18 protein-coding genes are annotated in these 18,303 nt (G+C 60.9%); 5 read left to right on the forward strand and 13 right to left on the reverse strand.

Translation table 11 applies throughout. The features are described from left to right. The first annotated feature begins 162 nt into the window (after window positions 1-162). Window positions 163-1,347 (forward strand): MFS transporter TsgA, encoded by a 1,185-nt coding sequence (tsgA, locus tag ACSJLU_RS23130; RefSeq protein ID WP_025304528.1) that lies wholly within the window; start codon window positions 163-165, stop codon window positions 1,345-1,347. Window positions 1,348-1,401: 54 nt separating this feature from the next. On the opposite strand, the gene ACSJLU_RS23135 is transcribed toward tsgA, so the two are convergent. Next, the gene (locus tag ACSJLU_RS23135) at window positions 1,402-2,670 is read right to left on the reverse strand and encodes a cytosine deaminase (protein ID WP_038629982.1); all 1,269 of its coding nucleotides are present in this window, start codon (window positions 2,668-2,670) and stop codon (window positions 1,402-1,404) included. A gap of 303 nt (window positions 2,671-2,973) precedes the next feature. Here ACSJLU_RS23135 and nirB point away from each other — a divergent pair, with 303 nt between their 5' ends. From nirB to cysG, 4 genes are read left to right on the forward strand one after another with little or no spacing between them, the layout of a single operon-like run. After that, window positions 2,974-5,523 (forward strand): nitrite reductase large subunit NirB, encoded by a 2,550-nt coding sequence (gene nirB / locus ACSJLU_RS23140; RefSeq protein WP_380827112.1) that lies wholly within the window; start codon window positions 2,974-2,976, stop codon window positions 5,521-5,523. Continuing rightward, on the forward strand, window positions 5,520-5,846 hold the full coding sequence (nirD, locus tag ACSJLU_RS23145) for a nitrite reductase small subunit NirD (protein ID WP_038878129.1): 327 nt from the start codon (window positions 5,520-5,522) through the stop codon (window positions 5,844-5,846). Before nirB ends, nirD begins: the two co-directional genes overlap by 4 nt. A 16-nt stretch (window positions 5,847-5,862) precedes the next feature. Beyond that, the gene (gene nirC, locus ACSJLU_RS23150; RefSeq protein ID WP_043138885.1) at window positions 5,863-6,663 is read left to right on the forward strand and encodes a nitrite transporter NirC; all 801 of its coding nucleotides are present in this window, start codon (window positions 5,863-5,865) and stop codon (window positions 6,661-6,663) included. 51 nt (window positions 6,664-6,714) lie between these two features. Continuing rightward, window positions 6,715-8,118 carry a siroheme synthase CysG gene (gene cysG, locus ACSJLU_RS23155; protein WP_342095315.1) on the forward strand — a complete coding sequence of 468 codons (1,404 nt, stop codon included), beginning with the start codon at window positions 6,715-6,717 and terminating at the stop codon, window positions 8,116-8,118. Window positions 8,119-8,169: 51 nt separating this feature from the next. Here cysG and trpS read toward each other — a convergent pair whose 3' ends face one another. The 12 genes from trpS to pilM all read right to left on the reverse strand — a co-directional run bounded on the left by trpS (window position 8,170) and on the right by pilM (window position 18,199). Further along, on the reverse strand, window positions 8,170-9,177 hold the full coding sequence (gene trpS / locus ACSJLU_RS23160) for a tryptophan--tRNA ligase (RefSeq protein ID WP_025304534.1): 1,008 nt from the start codon (window positions 9,175-9,177) through the stop codon (window positions 8,170-8,172). Window positions 9,178-9,179: 2 nt separating this feature from the next. Beyond that, window positions 9,180-9,878: a phosphoglycolate phosphatase gene (locus tag ACSJLU_RS23165; RefSeq protein WP_043138894.1), complete on the reverse strand. Its 699-nt coding sequence runs from the start codon at window positions 9,876-9,878 to the stop codon at window positions 9,180-9,182. After that, window positions 9,871-10,548: a ribulose-phosphate 3-epimerase gene (gene rpe / locus ACSJLU_RS23170; RefSeq protein WP_004930320.1), complete on the reverse strand. Its 678-nt coding sequence runs from the start codon at window positions 10,546-10,548 to the stop codon at window positions 9,871-9,873. Before rpe ends, ACSJLU_RS23165 begins: the two co-directional genes overlap by 8 nt. 50 nt (window positions 10,549-10,598) lie before the next feature. After that, on the reverse strand, window positions 10,599-11,411 hold the full coding sequence (gene dam / locus ACSJLU_RS23175) for an adenine-specific DNA-methyltransferase (RefSeq protein ID WP_025304536.1): 813 nt from the start codon (window positions 11,409-11,411) through the stop codon (window positions 10,599-10,601). 84 nt (window positions 11,412-11,495) lie between these two features. Continuing rightward, window positions 11,496-12,509 carry an SPOR domain-containing protein gene (locus ACSJLU_RS23180; protein WP_049206049.1) on the reverse strand — a complete coding sequence of 338 codons (1,014 nt, stop codon included), beginning with the start codon at window positions 12,507-12,509 and terminating at the stop codon, window positions 11,496-11,498. A gap of 156 nt (window positions 12,510-12,665) precedes the next feature. Then, window positions 12,666-13,766: a 3-dehydroquinate synthase gene (gene aroB, locus ACSJLU_RS23185; protein ID WP_380827123.1), complete on the reverse strand. Its 1,101-nt coding sequence runs from the start codon at window positions 13,764-13,766 to the stop codon at window positions 12,666-12,668. Between the two features lie 106 nt (window positions 13,767-13,872). Beyond that, entirely contained in the window at window positions 13,873-14,394 is a 522-nt protein-coding gene (gene aroK / locus ACSJLU_RS23190; RefSeq protein WP_004391482.1) for a shikimate kinase AroK, read from the reverse strand. Between the two features lie 349 nt (window positions 14,395-14,743). Next, on the reverse strand, window positions 14,744-15,988 hold the full coding sequence (gene hofQ / locus ACSJLU_RS23195; RefSeq protein WP_380827125.1) for a DNA uptake porin HofQ: 1,245 nt from the start codon (window positions 15,986-15,988) through the stop codon (window positions 14,744-14,746). Next, a complete protein-coding gene (locus ACSJLU_RS23200) occupies window positions 15,985-16,347 on the reverse strand; it encodes a HofP DNA utilization family protein (protein WP_060435124.1) in 363 nt (120 codons plus the stop codon). The genes hofQ and ACSJLU_RS23200 overlap by 4 nt, the downstream gene beginning before the upstream one ends. Further along, a complete protein-coding gene (locus ACSJLU_RS23205; RefSeq protein WP_060435126.1) occupies window positions 16,340-16,834 on the reverse strand; it encodes a hypothetical protein in 495 nt (164 codons plus the stop codon). The genes ACSJLU_RS23200 and ACSJLU_RS23205 overlap by 8 nt, the downstream gene beginning before the upstream one ends. After that, window positions 16,827-17,366, reverse strand: a complete 540-nt coding sequence (locus ACSJLU_RS23210) for a PilN domain-containing protein (RefSeq protein ID WP_049208842.1) — start codon at window positions 17,364-17,366, stop codon at window positions 16,827-16,829. The genes ACSJLU_RS23205 and ACSJLU_RS23210 overlap by 8 nt, the downstream gene beginning before the upstream one ends. Beyond that, a complete protein-coding gene (gene pilM, locus ACSJLU_RS23215) occupies window positions 17,366-18,199 on the reverse strand; it encodes a type IV pilus biogenesis protein PilM (RefSeq protein WP_060435129.1) in 834 nt (277 codons plus the stop codon). Before pilM ends, ACSJLU_RS23210 begins: the two co-directional genes overlap by 1 nt. Window positions 18,200-18,303 lie beyond the last annotated feature (104 nt).

Raw genomic sequence — 18,303 nt, forward strand, 5'->3', positions numbered from 1 at the left:
GGTTGCATCAAAAAATCGACAGCCATCACAAAAAATCCCGTTGTCTGTGCTAGGATCCGCCCCCTGGTGGCCTGATCGGGACTTTTTTCTGCGTTTGCCAGGAAAAGCCAGCGGCCTTATGCCAGCTTTAAAACCTCTAACAGACATATTCAGGCCTATACAATGAATGACAGTAACCGCATACGGCTTACCTGGATCAGCTTCTTTTCGTACGCGCTGACCGGTGCTTTAGTGATCGTCACAGGGATGGTGATGGGAAACATTGCAGAATACTTTAATCTGCCGGTTTCCAGCATGAGTAACACCTTTACTTTCCTCAACGCCGGTATTTTGATTTCGATCTTCCTCAATGCCTGGCTGATGGAAATCATCCCGCTGAAGCGTCAGTTGATCTTCGGCTTTGTCCTGATGGTGCTGGCGGTCGCAGGGCTGATGCTCGGCAAGAGCCTGACCATGTTCTCGCTGTGCATGTTTATCCTCGGCGTGGTGAGCGGCATCACCATGTCGATCGGCACCTTCCTGATCACCCACATGTATGCCGGCCGCCAGCGCGGTTCGCGCCTGTTGTTCACCGATTCCTTCTTCAGCATGGCCGGGATGATCTTCCCGATCGTCGCCGCGATGCTGCTGGCCCGCCATATCGGCTGGTACTGGGTTTATGCCTGCATCGGCCTGCTGTACGTGGGGATCTTCGTGCTGACCCTGTGCTCCGACTTCCCGGTGCTGGGCAAGAAAGGCGCCGATGCCGGTCAACCAGTCGAGAAAGAAAAATGGGGCATCGGCGTGCTGTTCCTGTCGATCGCCGCGCTGTGCTACATCCTCGGCCAGTTGGGCTTCATTCAGTGGGTGCCTGAGTACGCCACCAAGTCGTTCAACATGGACATCGGCCAGGCCGGTAAGCTGGTGAGCGACTTCTGGACCTCATACATGGTCGGCATGTGGGTGTTCAGCTTCATCCTGCGCTTCTTCGATCTGCAGCGCATCGTCACCGTGCTGGCCGCGCTGGCCACCGGCGCGATGTACCTGTTCGTCAGCACCGACAATCCGGAGCACCTGGGCTACTACATCATGGCCCTGGGCTTCGTTTCCAGCGCCATCTACACCACGCTGATCACCCTCGGCTCGCTGCAGACCAAGGTCTCCTCGCCGAAGCTGGTCAACTTTATCCTGACCTGCGGTACCATCGGCACCATGCTGACCTTCGTGGTCACCGGCCCGATCGTGGCGAAAGGCGGCGCACATGCGGCGCTGACCACCGCTAACGGCCTGTATCTGGCGGTGTTCGTGATGTGTCTGCTGCTGGGCTTCGTGACCAAGCACCGTAGCCACGGTCACGTGACGCACTGATTTCTTCGCATCAAATACATCAAGGGCGCCCGCAAGGCGCCCTTTTTTTGCGCCTTAGCGCCGAAAATCCACCGTCTCCTCCTGCTGCAAATGCAGCGTGGTTTCCGCCGGCCGCGTTTCGGCGATCACCGCACCCTGGCGAATCGAATAACGCACCGGCGTCTGGCGACGCACCGCGTCGAAGCCGCTTTCCGCCGGCAGGATCACCAGGTTGGCGCTGTTGCCGGCCGCCAGGCCGTAGTCGCTCAGGTTAAGCGTGCGCGCGCTATGGTGGGTGATCAGCTTCAGTCCGTCGTCGATTTGGCCATAGCCCATCAGCTGGCACACGTGCAGCCCCATGTGCAGCACCTGCAGCATGTTGGCGGTGCCGAGCGGGTACCAAGGATCGAACACGTCGTCATGGCCGAAACAGACGTTGATCTCCGCCTCCAGCATCTCCTTCACTCGGGTCACGCCGCGCCGTTTCGGGTAACTGTCGAAACGGCCCTGCAGGTGAATGTTCACCAGCGGATTGGCGACGAAGTTGATGCCGGACATCTTCAACAGACGGAACAGCCGCGAGGCGTAAGCGCCGTTGTAAGAGTGCATCGCCGTGGTGTGGCTGGCGGTGACTTTCGCTCCCATCTCCAGCTTCAGTGCCAGCGCCGCCACGGTCTCGACGAAGCGCGATTGCTCGTCGTCGATTTCATCGCAGTGCACGTCCACCAGCCGATCGTATTTTTGCGCCAGCGCGAACGCCTTATGCAGCGACTCCACGCCGTACTCGCGGGTGAATTCGAAGTGCGGAATGGCACCCACCACGTCGGCCCCAAGCCGCAACGCTTCTTCAAGCAACGCTTCGCCGTTGGGGTAGGAAAGGATCCCCTCCTGCGGGAAGGCGACAATCTGCAGCGTCACCCAAGGCGCCACTTCCTGCTTCACCTCCAGCATGGCGCGCAGCGCGGTCAGCGTGGGATCGGAAACGTCGACGTGGGTGCGCACATACTGCACGCCGTTGGCGATCTGCCACTTAAGCGTTTGCCAGGCGCGCTGTTTGACGTCTTCATGAGTCAGCAGCGCTTTGCGTTCAGCCCAGCGCTCAATGCCCTCGAACAGCGTGCCGGACTGGTTCCAGGCCGGCTGACCGGCGGTCTGCGTGGTATCCAGGTGGATATGCGGTTCGACGAACGCCGGCAACGCCAACCCGCCCTGCGCATCCAGCACGTCGCTGCGCCACTCCTGTCCTTCCGGCTGTGGCACCAGATGCGCGATGCGCCCCTGCTCGATTGCCAGTTGCCACAATCCTTCATGCCCGCTTAAACGCAGGTTGTCGATAAACTTCAATGGACGTTTCGCCACCCTTCACCTCTGCCGTTGCGCTGGTTTTCTTCATCATACTGGCAGCGGATCGCGCTGACAAAGTCGCCGTGCCATGCCTACCCCTTGCGTTTACTCCCTGCGGGGTAATTTACCTGCAAACTGACTCGCTTCAGCTAAAGATGAATAAAATCCGCAACTTATCAAAAAACGTGAAAAATCATTTATATACCACATTGGAGGTATATGGGAGTGTGATTGATTTGCATCAATAAATTGCTCATCGGGAGGGATAAGGTAACCCTAGGAAACCAGAATTTTGAGGCAATAATGAGCAGAGTCAAACTTGCCGTCGTCGGCAATGGCATGGTCGGCCACCGGTTCATCGAAGATCTGTTGGATAAAGCAGACAAAGACCAGTTCGAAATCACCGTATTTTGCGAAGAGCCGCGTATCGCTTACGATCGCGTGCACCTCTCTTCCTACTTCTCTCACCACACCGCCGAAGAGCTGTCGCTGGTGCGCGAAGGCTTTTACGAAAAACACGGCGTAAAGGTACTGGTCGGCGAACGCGCTATCACCATCAATCGTGACGAGAAAGTGATCCACTCCAACACCGGCCGCACCGTCTATTACGACAAGCTAATCATGGCCACCGGTTCCTATCCGTGGATCCCGCCGATTAAGGGCTCGGATAGCCAGGACTGCTTCGTTTACCGCACCATCGAAGACCTGAACGCCATCGAAGCCTGCGCGCGCCGCAGCAAACGCGGTGCGGTAGTCGGCGGCGGGCTGTTAGGGCTGGAAGCCGCCGGCGCGCTGAAAAGCCTGGGGGTGGAAACGCACGTGATCGAGTTCGCTCCGGTACTGATGGCCGAACAGCTCGACCCGATGGGCGGTGACCAGCTGCGCCGCAAGATCGAGCGCATGGGCGTCAAGGTTCACACCGGCAAAAATACCCAGGAGATCGTCAACGGCGGCGGCACGGCGCGCAAAACCATGCATTTCGCCGACGGTAGCCTGCTGGAAGTGGACTTCATCGTGTTCTCCACCGGCATCCGCGCCCAGGACAAGCTGGCGCGTCAGTGCGGGCTGGAGGTTGGCCGCCGCGGCGGCATCGCCATCAACGACAGCTGCCAAACGTCTGATCCGGACGTGTACGCCATCGGTGAGTGCGCCGCCTGGCGCGATCGCACCTTTGGCCTGGTGGCACCGGGGTACAAAATGGCGCAGGTGGCCGCCGATCACCTGCTGGACCGCGAAAACGGCTTCCAGGGCGCCGACATGAGCGCCAAGCTGAAGCTGCTGGGCGTGGACGTCGGCGGCATCGGCGATGCCCATGGCCGCACCGAAGGCGCCCGCAGCTACGTTTATCTGGATGAAAGCAAAGAAGTCTACAAACGTATCGTGGTCAGCGCCGACAATAAAACCCTGCTCGGCGCGGTGCTGGTAGGCGACACCAGCGATTATGGCAACCTGCTGCAGCTGGCGTTGAACGGCATCGAGCTGCCGGAAAACCCGGACGGCCTGATCCTGCCGGCCCATGCGGGCAGCAAACCGGCCATCGGCGTAGATTCGCTGCCGGAAAGCGCGCAGATCTGCTCCTGCTTCGACGTCAGCAAAGGTGACATCATCCAGGCGGTCAACAAAGGCTGCCACACCGTGGCGGCGCTGAAGGCCGAAACCAAGGCCGGCACCGGCTGCGGCGGCTGCATCCCGCTGCTCACCCAGGTACTGAACGCCGAGCTGAGCAAGCAAGGCATCGAGGTCAACCACCACCTGTGCGAACACTTCGCCTATTCACGCCAGGAGCTGTTCCACCTGATCCGCGTCGAAGGCATCAAGTCGTTCGAGGCATTGCTGGCCAAATACGGCAAAGGCTACGGCTGCGAAGTGTGTAAACCGACCGTCGGCTCGCTGCTGGCCTCATGCTGGAACGAGTACATCCTCAAGCCGCAGCATACGCCGCTGCAGGATACCAACGACAACTTCCTCGGCAATATCCAAAAAGACGGCACCTACTCGGTGATCCCGCGCTCCGCCGGCGGCGAAATCACCCCGGATGGCCTGCTGGCCATCGGCCAGATCGCCAAGGAGTACAACCTCTACACCAAAATGACCGGCTCGCAGCGTATCGGCATGTTCGGGGCGCAGAAAGACGATCTGCCGGCCATCTGGAGCAAGCTGCTCGCCGCCGGCTTTGAAACCGGCCACGCGTACGCCAAGGCGCTACGCATGGCGAAAACCTGCGTCGGCAGCACCTGGTGCCGCTACGGCGTCGGCGACAGCGTCGGCTTCGGCGTCACGCTGGAACATCGCTACAAAGGCATCCGCACCCCGCACAAAATGAAGTTCGGCGTCTCGGGCTGCACCCGCGAATGCGCCGAGGCGCAGGGCAAGGACGTCGGCATCATCGCCACCGAGAACGGCTGGAACCTGTACGTCTGCGGCAACGGCGGCATGAAACCGCGCCACGCCGACCTGCTGGCCGCCGATCTCGATCGCGAGACCCTGGTGCGCTACCTCGACCGCTTCATGATGTTCTATATCCGCACCGCCGATAAGCTGCAGCGCACCTCGGTGTGGCTGGAGAGCCTGGAAGGCGGCATCGATTACCTGCGCAAGGTGATCGTCGACGATAAGCTCGGCATCAACGAGCAGTTGGAAGCGGAGATCGCCCGCCTGCGCGACGCGGTGGTCTGCGAGTGGAAAGAGACCGTCGAGCATCCGGAAACGCAGCTTCGCTTCGCTCACTTCATCAACAGCCCGCTGCGCGATCCGAACGTGCAGGTGGTGGCCGAACGCGACCAGCACCGCCCGGCGCGCCCTGACGAGCGCATTCCCGTCACCCTGATCGATACCGAGGAGAGCCAAGCATGAGCCAGTGGATTACCGTTTGTCCCGTCGCCGACATTCTGCCCGGCACCGGCGTATGTGCCCTGATCGGCGATCGGCAGGTGGCGGTGTTCCGCCCCTATGCCGACGAACAGGTGTTCGCCATCAGCAATATCGACCCGTTCGCCCAGGCCAGCGTGCTGTCACGCGGGCTGATCGCCGAGCATCAGGGCGAACTGTGGGTCGCCAGCCCGCTGAAGAAACAGCATTTCCGCCTGTACGACGGTCACTGTCTGGAAGATGACAGCCGTTCCGTCGCCAGCTTCACCAGCCGGGTGGTCGACGGCATCGTGCAAGTCGCGGCATAACCTTTCGGGAGGCAACATGTTTACCGACACGATCAACAAATGCGCCGCCAACGCGGCGCGCATCGTCCGCCTGGCGAAGGAGAGCCCGCTCGGCTTCTGGATCAGCTCGGCGATGGCGGGCGCCTACGTCGGCCTCGGCATCATCCTGATCTTCACCCTCGGCAACCTGGCCGACCCAAGCGTGCGGCCGCTGGTGATGGGCGCCACCTTCGGCATCGCGCTGACGCTGGTGATCATCGCCGGTTCCGAACTGTTCACCGGCCATACGATGTTCCTGACGCTCGGCGTCAAGGCCGGCACCATCCGCCAAAGCCAGATGTGGGCAGTGCTGCCGCAAACCTGGTTCGGCAACCTGCTCGGCTCGGTGCTGGTGGCGCTGATGTATTACTACGGCGGCGGTAGCCTGCTGCCAGTGGATACCAGTCTGGTGCACAGCGCCGCATTGGCAAAAACCACCGCGCCGGCCGAGGTGCTGTTCTTCAAGGGCGTGCTGTGCAACTGGCTGGTTTGCCTGGCGATCTGGATGGCGATCCGCGTAGAAGGCGCCGCCAAGTTCATCGCCATTTGGTGGTGTCTGCTGGCCTTTATCGCCTCGGGTTACGAACACTCCGTCGCCAACATGACGCTGTTTGCCCTCTCCTGGTTCGGCAACCACAGCGAGGCCTACACCCTCGCCGGCATCGGCCACAACCTGCTGTGGGTGACGCTGGGCAACATCCTGTCCGGCTCGGTGCTAATGGGTCTGGGGTATTGGTACGCCACGCCGCGCGCCGAACGCCCGCAGGCGGCGAAAGCCGCCGTACGTCAGACCGCCTGAGTTTTCGGGGGCGCATTTCGCCCCCACACTGATTACCCCCGAGGAGTGCCGATGGACTACCTGCCGATTTTCTGCCAACTGCAACACAAAGCCTGCCTGCTGGTCGGCGGCGGCGAGATCGCCGAACGCAAGGCGCGCCTGCTGCTGGACGCCGGTGCGGCGCTGACCGTCAACGCCGTAGACTTCACCCCGCAGTTCCGCCAGTGGGCGGCAGAAGGCCTGCTGACGCTGGCCGAAGGCGAATTCAGCCCGGCCCTGCTGGTGGAAAAATGGCTGGTGATCGCCGCTACCGACCGGCTAGAGGTCAACGCACGGGTGTATCAGTGCGCCAACCAGCAGCGGGTGTTCTGCAACGTGGTGGACGATCCGAAACGCGCCAGCTTTATCATGCCGTCGATTATCGACCGTTCGCCGATCATGGTCGCGGTGTCCTCCGGCGGCAAAGCACCGGTGTTGGCGCGGCTGCTGCGCGAGAAGCTGGAAGCGATGCTGCCACAGCACCTCGGCAAGCTGGCCCAACTGGGCGGCTCGCTGCGGCAGCGGGTAAAACAACGCTTCAGCAGCCTCGGCGCGCGTCGGCGCTTCTGGGAACGGTTGTTCGCTCACGATCGGCTGGCGCAGTCGCTGGCCAACGACGACGCCGCGCTGGCTGAACGCCAGCTCGAGCAGCTGTTCAGCGAACAGCCGGCAGATCGCGGTGAAGTGGTTCTGGTGGGCGCCGGGCCGGGCGATGCCGGCCTGCTTACGCTGAAAGGGCTGCAACAAATCCAGCAGGCCGACGTGGTGGTTTACGACCGGCTGGTCTCCGAAGAGATCATGACGCTGGTGCGCCGCGACGCCGAGCGTATCTTCGTCGGCAAATGCGCCGGCCACCACTGCGTGCCGCAGGAGCAGATCAATCAAATCCTGCTGCAGCAGGCGCAGCAAGGCAAACGCGTGGTGCGCCTGAAAGGGGGCGATCCCTTTATCTTCGGCCGCGGCGGCGAAGAGCTGGAAACGCTGGCGGACGCCAACGTGCCGTTCTCGGTGGTGCCGGGCATTACCGCCGCCTCCGGCTGTTCCGCCTACAGCGGTATCCCGCTTACCCACCGCGACCATGCGCAGAGCGTGCGCCTGGTGACCGGCCACGCCAAGGCCGACGGCGGATTGGACTGGGTGACGCTGGCCGCCGGGCAACAGACGCTGGTGTTCTATATGGGGCTGTCGCAAGCGGCTGAAATCCAGCGCCAGCTGATCGCTAACGGGTTGCCAGCCGCCACGCCGGTGGCACTGGTGGAAAACGGCACCTCTTGCCGCCAACGGGTGATCGAAGGGGAGCTCCGCCAACTGGGCGCCTTGTCCCTTCAGGCCACCAGCCCCAGCCTGATCATCGTCGGCAGCGTGGTCAGTCTGCGCAGCAAGCTCAATTGGTTCGCCAGCGAAGAATCGCCTGCCAGCCTGGCGCAAATGGCGTAAGACCGACGTAAAAAAAGCGGCCTGTGGCCGCTTTTTCTATTTGCGCCGGCGTTATGCCTGCGGCGGTACGAAACCGACAGCCTGATAGACCTTCGCCAGGGTTTCCTGCGCGCGTGCGCGGGCTTTGGCGGCGCCGTCGCGCATCACCTGCTGCAGGTAGGCTTCATCGTTGCGGAAGCGATGGTAGCGCTCCTGCAGCTCACCCAGCATGCCGGAGACGGCTTCCGCCACCGCGCCTTTCAGGTGGCCGTACATCTGGCCTTCGAACTCGGCTTCCAACTGAGCAATGCTCTTGCCGGTCACACCGGCGAGGATATCCAGCAGGTTGGAGACGCCCGCTTTGTTAACCACGTCGTAACGCACGACAGGCGGCTCTTCCGAGTCGGTCATTGCGCGTTTGATCTTCTTGGTCACCGCTTTCGGATCTTCCAGCAGGCCGATCACGTTGTTGCGGTTGTCGTCCGACTTGGACATCTTCTTGGTCGGTTCCTGCAGCGACATCACGCGCGCGCCGGATTTAGGAATAAACGGCTCCGGCACTTTGAACACGTCGCCGTACAGCGCGTTGAAACGCTGGCCCACGTCGCGGCTCAGCTCCAGGTGTTGTTTCTGGTCTTCGCCCACCGGCACCTGGTTGGTTTGATACAGCAGAATATCCGCCGCCATCAGCACCGGATAGCTGAACAACCCAGCGTTGATGTTCTCGGCGTAGCGCGCGGATTTGTCCTTGAACTGCGTCATGCGGCTCAGTTCACCGAAATAGGTGTAGCAGTTCAGCACCCAGCTCAGCTGCGTGTGCTCAGGCACGTGCGACTGCACGAAGATGGTGCTTTTTTCCGGATCGATACCGCAGGCCAGGTACAGCGCCAGCGTATCCAGCGTGGCCTTGCGCAGCTTCTCGGCGTCCTGGCGAACGGTGATGGCATGCAGATCGACGATGCAGTAGATGCAGTCGTAGTCGTCCTGCATCTGCACCCACTGACGCAGCGCACCCATGTAGTTGCCGATGGTCAGTTCGCCGGACGGCTGCGCGCCGCTAAATACGATGGGCTTACTCATGTTTAAATTTCCTGATTCTCTAAAGATGACAGCCCAAGAGCGGGCAACAAATCGGCGAAGCGCTCCAACACCCGATCGGGGTGGCTCAGGGCGATCGATTCACCGTAGTTATAACCGTAGGTAAAGCCGACGCTCGGGCAACCGGCGCCCTGTGCGGCTTGAATATCGTTGCGCGAGTCGCCAACGAACAGCAGTTCATGCGCACGCAGCCCAAGCTTGCCGAGCACCAGGTACAGCGGTGCCGGGTGCGGTTTCTTTTCCGTCACGTCGTCGCCGCCGATCACCAGCGAGAAATAATCGCCAATGCCCAACGATGCCAGCAGCGGCGCCACGAACGGCGTCGGCTTGTTAGTCACCAGCGCCATCGGGTAACCGTGTGCGGCCAGGCGGACCAGCGTCTCTTGCACCTGCGGGAACAGGCGGCTGCCGCTGTCAACGGTCTGCGCGTAGAAATGGTCGAAACGCTCACGCAGCCGGCTGCACTGCGCCGGCGTGCCTTCCGCTTCAGCCCAGCGCAGCGCGCGTTGCACCAGCACGTCGGCGCCGTTGCCGATCCAGGTGCCGACCCGTTCCTCACCCGCTTGCGGCAGGCCCGTCTCTTCCAGCGCCATATCGATGGCCGCCGCCAGACCCGGCGCGCTGTCGACCAGCGTGCCGTCCAAATCGAAGGCCAATGCGCGGATCGCGCCGAAATCAGCCATGGGTAACCTTCGCCAGCTCGCTGCGCATCTCGTCGATCACCTTGCGGTAGTCCGGCTGGCCAAAGATGGCGGAACCGGCGACGAACATATCGGCGCCAGCGGCGGCGATTTCAGCGATGTTATCCACCTTCACACCGCCGTCGACTTCCAGGCGGATATCTCGACCACTGTCGTCGATCAATTTGCGCACCTGGCGCAGCTTGTCCAGAGTACCGTGGATGAACGATTGGCCGCCGAAGCCCGGGTTGACCGACATCAGCAGGATCACGTCGATTTTATCCATCACGTAATCGAGGTAGCTCAGCGGCGTCGCCGGGTTGAACACCAGGCCGGCTTTACAGCCGTGCTCTTTAATTAGCTGAATGGTGCGATCGACATGCTCGGAAGCTTCAGGGTGGAAAGAGATATAAGACGCGCCTGCCTTGGCGAAATCAGGCACGATGCGGTCCACCGGCTTGACCATCAGGTGCACGTCAATCGGCGCAGTAATGCCGTAGTTGCGCAGCGCTTCGCACACCATCGGACCGATGGTCAGATTGGGCACGTAGTGGTTATCCATCACGTCGAAGTGCACCACGTCGCCGCCTGCAGCCAGCACGTTAGCGGTATCTTCACCTAACCGGGCAAAATCTGCCGACAGAATGGACGGGGCAATCAAAAACTTTTTCATCCGCTTCTCCAAACGTAGGGTCGAGTTGTTATGCGCCGGGGTGCCCCGGCTTAGCGATACAGCGCCAAAAGCTCGTTCACTTTGCTGCGGCCGAGAATGTTGCGGCTGATTGTGCGGCGCGCTTTCACCACATACAGCGCAGCATTCTGGTACCAGTCGCGCGTCAGCTCGGTATCGTGATTGGAGATCAATACCGGTACCTGGCTCTCTACCGAGAGCTGGTGCGCCAGTTGCGCCAGGCTCTGCTGATCGGCGATGCTGAAGCTGTTGGTGTGGTAAGCGGTGAAATTCGCCGTCGCCGACAGCGGCGCATAAGGCGGATCGCAATACACCACGGCACCGGCCACGGCCTTCGCCATGGTATCGCGGTAATGCTCGCAGACAAAAGTGGCATTGCGCGATTTTTCGGCAAACCAGTAGAGCTCTTCTTCCGGGAAGTACGGTTTCTTGTACCGGCCAAACGGCACGTTGAACTCGCCGCGCAGGTTATAGCGACACAGGCCGTTATAGCAGTGACGGTTCAGGTACAGGAACAGCAGCGCCCGGCGGTAAGGCTCGGTGCTAGTATTGAACTCTTCTCGCAGCAGGTAAAACTGATCCGAGTTATTGAATTCATCGGCGAAAAGCGTGCGGGCATCGCGCACGAAGTCATCCGTGCGCAGCTTAACGATGTTATACAGGTTGATAAGATCGCTATTGATGTCGGCGAGAATGTAGGCGTCGTAATCCGTATTCAGAAAGACGGATCCCGCACCCACGAAGGGCTCGATTAAGCAGTCTCCCGCCGGCAGATGGCGACGAATCTCATCTACCAGCGGGTATTTTCCACCAGCCCATTTTAAAAAAGCGCGGTTTTTCTTCATGCCGTCAATTAGCTACTTATACAATTCAGAGCGGCGGATTGTACTCTGTTTCAGACAGCACATCAGCGCACAAATTTAAATGATTTATTTTTTAAGATCTTGCTGCACTTGGTGTACAGGTCGGACCCACGGTTTTTTCGCCTGCACATCCGCCGGCAACGAAGCAATGGCGCGCTTCGCTTCCGCAGAAGACGCATAGTTGCCGCTCACCAGCACGTACCACGGTTTGCCGTCACGCTTGGTGGCGTACACCAGGTAGTTCTGCAGCTTCTGCTGTTTGGCGTAGGCGTTCAGCGTGTCGGAACGCGAAGCGCTGCTCAGCTGCAAGGTATAGTGGCTGCCCGGCGCAGACTGCAGTGAACTGCCGCTGCTGGCGACCGCTCCCGCTTTCGCGGTGGAAGACGGCTTGGCCGGCGGCGTATACACCGTGGTCGGTGATTTATGCTGCGTCGCGGTCGGTTTGGTGGCGGCGGTTTTCGCCGGCGTTTTATGCTGTTGCGGTGCGGTGCCCTGCACAGGACGCGTCGCTTCGCGCGCCGCGGCGCCGCTCATCACCGTCGCCGGTGCGGTCGGCAGCGTCGACGCTGCGCCGGTCATGCCTTGAGTCGCGGCATCCACCTGCCCCTGCTGCTGCGACAGCGCATCCGCCATGTTGCCCGGCAAATCGACGCGCTGCTGCGCGCCGCCCTGCTGAGGCTGCGTTTGCGCTTCGGTCGGTGTGCCGGAGATCGGCGGAACGCTGACGTTCTGCGGTTGCTGCGGCTGAGTCGCGCTCACGCCGTTGTTATCGTGGGTATCCGTCGTGCCGCCCGGCACGCCGTTATTGGCGGTGGTCAGCGACGAAGAACCGGACAGGTTGATATCGCGGGCCGCGCCGTTTTGCGCGCCGCTCTCCTGAGCCGCTTCATGTTTGGTTGGCGCCTTCAGGGCGGAACCGATGCCGATAATCAGCAGCAACAGCACCAAAATGCCGATGCCAATCATCAAATGCTGGCGCGAAACGGCGAAGCGCGGCGCGGCGGCCGGCTTGCGCGAACGCGTAGGACGACGATCGCTGCTATCAGGTCTGAGATCGTCTTCCGGTTTAAACTCGTCCATCTGAAACCCTCCAACTAGAGGCAAAAGCCCACCACCGTAGACCTACCGTGGCACGGGCAGATTAACCCGATGATGGCAAAGCGACACCCGTCGTGCTCTGCTCACTGTATTAATATAGATGCAAATGGCGGCTAAGCCACTGTTACTTAGTCCGATTTAATTACACTGCTGCTCAGGCAAGCAGGCGGCGATCGACGCCAGCACCAGCTCATGCCCTACGCCGCCGCGCACTTCCGCCGCACCGATCATGGTCGGCAGCACCAGACGCAGTTCACCCGCCAGCACTTTCTTGTCACGCAACATGTGCGGCAGATAGGATTCCGGCGTCATTTCCTGCGGCCCGCAGACCGGCAAGCCGGCGCGCAGCAGCAGCGCTTTGATACGTTCGATGTCTTCAACAGAGAACTGGCCGAGACGGTGCGCGGTTTCCGCCGCCATCACCATGCCTGCAGCCACCGCTTCACCGTGCAGCCACACGCCGTAGCCCATCTCGGCTTCGATAGCATGACCGTAAGTATGGCCCAGATTCAGCAGGGCGCGCAGACCGCTTTCGCGTTCGTCGGCGGCCACCACCTCGGCCTTCAGTTCGCAGCAGCGGCGGATACAGTAGGCCAACGCCTGCATATCCAACGCCATCAGCGCATCGATGTTATTTTCCAACCAGACGAAGAACTCGCGATCGAGGATGATCCCGTATTTGATGACTTCGGCCAGGCCGGAAGAGAGTTCACGCATCGGCAACGTTTTCAGGCAATCCAGATCAACCACCACCGAAGCGGGTTGATAGAAAGCGCCGATCATGTTTTTGCCGAGCGGGTGGTTGACGGCGGTCTTGCCGCCTACGGAGGAGTCCACCTGCGACAACAGCGTGGTGGGAACCTGAATGAAGCGCACGCCGCGTTGGTAACACGCGGCGGCAAAACCGGTCAGATCGCCGACAACGCCGCCACCGAGGGCGATCAGCGTGGTATCGCGACCGTGCGGTTTTTCGAGCAGCGCCGAAAACACCTGCTCCAACACCGCCAGAGATTTGTACTGCTCACCATCGGGAAGAATCACCTGATCCACCACGACGCCGCTCTGCTCCAGCACCTGCCGGACACGCTCGAGATAGAGCGGCGCCAGGGTCTGGTTGGTGACCAACATCGCTTGCTCACCCGCCTTTAACGGCATAAAAGAAGCCGGATCGTTAAACAATCCGGCGGCAATGGTAATCGGGTAGCTGCGCTCCCCAAGCGTTACAGTAATTCTCTCCATGTCGCGCTCAGTTCTCTGTATGGTGCGGCGGTGGTTGATCCCCGCAACAGCGGGGAACACAAATCAGTTTTTCGCATTGGCCGACGGCGAACGCGAAAATTGGCAATCAGTTGCTTTCCAGCATGTTGATGATCTGGTTAGCAACCACTTTAGCGCTCTGATCGTCGGTGCGGATGGTGACATCGGCAATCTCTTCATACAACGGATTACGTTCTTTCGCCAAGGCTTCCAGCACTTCACGCGGCGGAGAATCAACCTGCAGCAGCGGGCGTTTTTTATCACGCTGAGTGCGAGCCAGCTGCTTCTCGATCGTGGTTTCCAGATAGACCACCACGCCGCGCGCGGACAGACGGTTGCGCGTTTCGCGCGACTTCACCGAACCGCCGCCGGTCGCCAACACAATCCCTTGTTTTTCCGTCAGTTCATTAATGACTTTTTCTTCACGATCGCGGAAACCTTCTTCCCCTTCCACGTCGAATACCCAGCCCACGTCAGCTCCGGTACGTCGCTCAATTTCTTGATCGGAGTCGAAGAACTCCATATTGAGTTGCTGAGCTAACTGACGGCCAATAGTGCTTTTGCCGGCACCCATAGGCCCAACCAGAAAGATATTGCGTTTCTCTGCCATGTTTTTCGGTATTACTAAGACAATTCGTTAATGTTAACCCGCCCCGCCAATCAAATCAGCGGCGGGACCTAAACTGAAACCTCATGAGCGATAGTGCGAGATCAGACGAAAAATTATCTCAACACTCTTGGTAGTTTGGCAACCGAATAAATCGCAATCCACGCCGCGGGAGGGAAACCATATGTTTTTAACGGCGTCTTGACGCTAACAAAAAACCTCGGTGCTCAATTCGGTAACCCTTGTAAGCTAAATCGGCCGCAGCGTCAAACGCAGATCCCCCCAAGGGGATAAAAAAGTGTATCTGCTCATCAACTTTAGGAGATTTGCCGCCCAGCCGACAGGCAGCCGCTTATCCCTTAATCAAGGTCGGCGTAATGAAGATCACCAGCTCGCGTTTTTTCTGTTGTGCGCCACTTTGCCGGAACAAGCCCCCCAGCAGTGGTGCATCTCCCAATCCCGGCACCTTGTCCGCCGTCTTGCCGCTATGCCGTTGAAAAATACCGCCGAGCACCAGGGTTTCACCGCTTTTCACCGTGATCTGCGTCTTAATCTCCTGTTTATCGATGGTCAATGCCTCCCCCGCCCCGCGGCTGATGGCGCGCCCCGGCATATTTTGGCTGATGTGCAACGTCAGCGTGATGCGCCCGTCCGGCAACACTTTCGGCGTCACCTCCATGCCCAGCACCGCCTCTTTGAACTCAATCGCGGTCGCACCGCTGGCGCCGCTCGACACTTCATAAGGGATCTCCGTCCCCTGTTTGATGCTGGCGGTTTGCAGGTGCGCCGTCAGCAAACGCGGGCTGGCGATGATCTCCACCTGATTCTCCTGCTCCAGCGCCGTCAGCTCGAGGCTCAGCAAACGCCCGCTGATGCGCGCCAAATGGAAACCGGCGCTCACCGCGCTGCGCTCCAACGGCAGATTAACGCCGAGATTGCCCGGCCGCAGCGGCCGCGTCGGTTTTTCGTCGGCCGCCAATCCCCAACGCACGCCAAGTTCACGCAGGCTTTCGCTGTTGATGGTCACGATATGCGCCGCCAGCTGCACCTGTGCCAGTGGCGCGTCCATTTCCGTCACCCTTTTTTTCAACTGCGCCAGGATTGGCGCCGTGTCGCGCAGTAACAGCGTATTGGTACGCTTATCCGCCAGCACGCTGCCACGCTCGCTGAGCAAGGCGCCGCGTTGAGCATTGAGGCTTTCGGCAATCTCCGCCGCATCGCCGTTTTGTAAAGTCAGGGTCAGGCTGTGCAAAGGCTGCCGCTGCGCCAGCGCTTCTCGCTGCTGTTTTTTTTCCTGCGCGTCCGGCTCCGGGGCGACCAGCATCACACTCCCCTCCCGCGTCATCGTCAGCTTGCCCATACGCAGGGTCAGCGCCAGCGCCTGAGGCCAGGGCACATTCTCCAGCCGCAACGTCAGGTTGCCGCTTACGCCGGGCGAGACGATCAGGTTCATCTGCCGATAATCCGCCAGCGCCTGCAGGATGACCGTCACTGGCGCATCCTGGAACTCCAGGGAAACCTGCTGTTTATCCTGCGCCTGGACGATGCCGAGCGACAGACACCACAACGCCACGCCCAATCCAGCGAGTCCTTTCATGGTTTGCCATCCTTGTTGTTGTCCATCATGAGCGAGATATCGCCCTGGCTCGCCGGACAATCCGGTTCGGCCGCCAGCGCCGTTAACGTCAGGCTGCGCGCCCGCACCTGCGCCACCTGCCAACGCGCGTCCAGCACCCACTGCTGCGGCCGCAGGCGCAACCACTGCCCTGCCGGTGTCACCACCCAGCCATAGCGCAGCGGCGGTTGCCCGATGACGCCTTTCAGTCGCCAACCCGCTGGCGATGCCTCCTGATGGGCACAAACAGGCAGCGGAGGCGGCGCAAACGGATCGCGCGGTTCTGCACACAAGGCCCACGGCCATAGCAGCCACCACCAACGGCCCGGTCTTTTACTCATCGGCCTGCTCCTCGGCGGCATCCTGCAACACCAACCGCGCCGTCATGCCCTGCGGCGGCGTTTCCACACTCAATTGTTCGAGACGCAAATTGGCGGGCAGCGCCTCCAACAGCGCCAACAAACCGGCATAATCAATGCGCAAACTCAGCGTTTGCCGCAGCGGTTTTTCCTGCCGCTGCCAGCGCAACAAGGCGCCCCCCGCTTGTTGCAGCACGTTCGCCAGATCGCCGGCGGTGGTCGGACCGATCGGCGTTGGCGGCATAGGGGCTTCCGGCGCCTCGTCCAGTTGGTGCTGTACCATGGAAATCTGTTGCAACAGGCGCTGTTGCCGCTCCGCCGCGTTTTCCCGCTGACGCCATTCGTCTTGCAGCAGCCAACCGCCGCCCAACAGCGCCAGCGTGCCGATGCCCAGCCCTTGCGCCACCAGCAATAGCCAGCCCGGCAAGTTCAGCCAAAAGCGCAGCCCGGATGACAAACGGCTATCCATCACGCCCCCACTGCGCCGCCAGATGAAAGGAATACAGACCGTCGTCCCGTTGCGTTACCTCAGCCAAACGCAGCCGTGGCAACGCAGGCATCCCCGCCAGCCGCCGTTCGAACTGCGTGATGGCCGCAGGAGAGCGGCTCAATCCACGCAGCCGCAGACCGTTCGTCGCATCGCTGTCCAGCGCCGTGAGCCACAGCGGTGGAGGAATGCTGAAGGACAATTGCTGAAGCAACTGCAAATAACGCCGGTTATGTTGGCCGTTGCGCGCCTGCCGTTCGGCGCGGGCGCTGTGCAGCGCTCGCTGCGCCCGCTCTTGCTGCTGCTGATGGGCGAGCAACGTCAAGGCCGCCAGCTCTTCACCCAGCATCGTTAGCCGCGCCTGCCGCTGCGCCTGTTGGTGACGCAGTTGGCCGGCAACCAGAAACAGCGCCAGCAGCAGTAGCGTTACCTGCAACAGCAGCGCACCCAGCCAGAAACAGCCGCGCCGCCGATCGCGGCGCTGTCGCCAGGGCAGAAAGTTGACCTGATACATCAGCGATCCTCCTCGCGCAGCGCCAGACCACCGGCCAATGCGAACGCCGCAGGATGCGCAGGCAACGGTGGGCGCAACTGCGTGAAGGCGCTGAGCGGCGACCAGGCAAGGCAACCGGCGGGCAAGGCACCTGCCAGCACGCTGCCGGCATAGACCGGCCGATCGTCGCCCGCCGGCATCTGGGCTTGCAGCGCCCGCAGCGCCTGCGCGTCATCGTCGCCCGGCGCCAGACCAAAGGCGAACGCGCCGTCAGCCGGCGCCACCCACAGCCATTCTCGTTCGAGACGGTGCATCAGCCCCGCAGCGGGCGGTACGCCTGCCGCCGTCGCCATCATCCGCAGCGCACAAGGGGTGATATCGACCGCTTGCGGATGCAGGCCAGCCTGACGCAAACAATGCAGCCACTGCTGCAGCTCCTGCCGCCGCGCGGCGGTCAGCAACAGCGCCGCCTCATCCGCCGGCGCGGTGCGATAGTCGAGCGCCAGCGTCTGGCCATCGAGCGGAAACTGCTTCAAACCGTGGCCACCGATATAGTCGCTGCGTTCCGGCTCGCGCAGCCGCGCGTCCGGCTGCGCCATGCGCTGCTGCAACACGCGCTGCGCCGGCAGAGCAATGCGTAAGGAAATATGTCGCGGCAGTTGAACGCGCCATTGCCGCAGCGCCCGGATCAGGAATTCGGAAGGTTCCAGGCAGCCATCGCGTAAAACCGCCTGCGGCAGCGCCTGCTGCCACCAGTGGCGCAACTGCCAGCCATTGCGGCGGCGTTGGGCCGCCACCGCGCGCACGCAGTCGATTTGTATATCCAGCCCCACCTGCCATGCTTGAGGGAACATGTTTCGCAAGCCTCCATAACATCAGATGATAAAAGAACATATCCATGTCGCAGGCTTGCCTTTATACTACCGCGCGGTTGTTTATAAACTGCCCAAATGACTTA

The sequence above is a fragment of the Serratia bockelmannii genome, assembly GCF_051803255.1.
Lineage (GTDB): Bacteria > Pseudomonadota > Gammaproteobacteria > Enterobacterales > Enterobacteriaceae > Serratia > Serratia bockelmannii.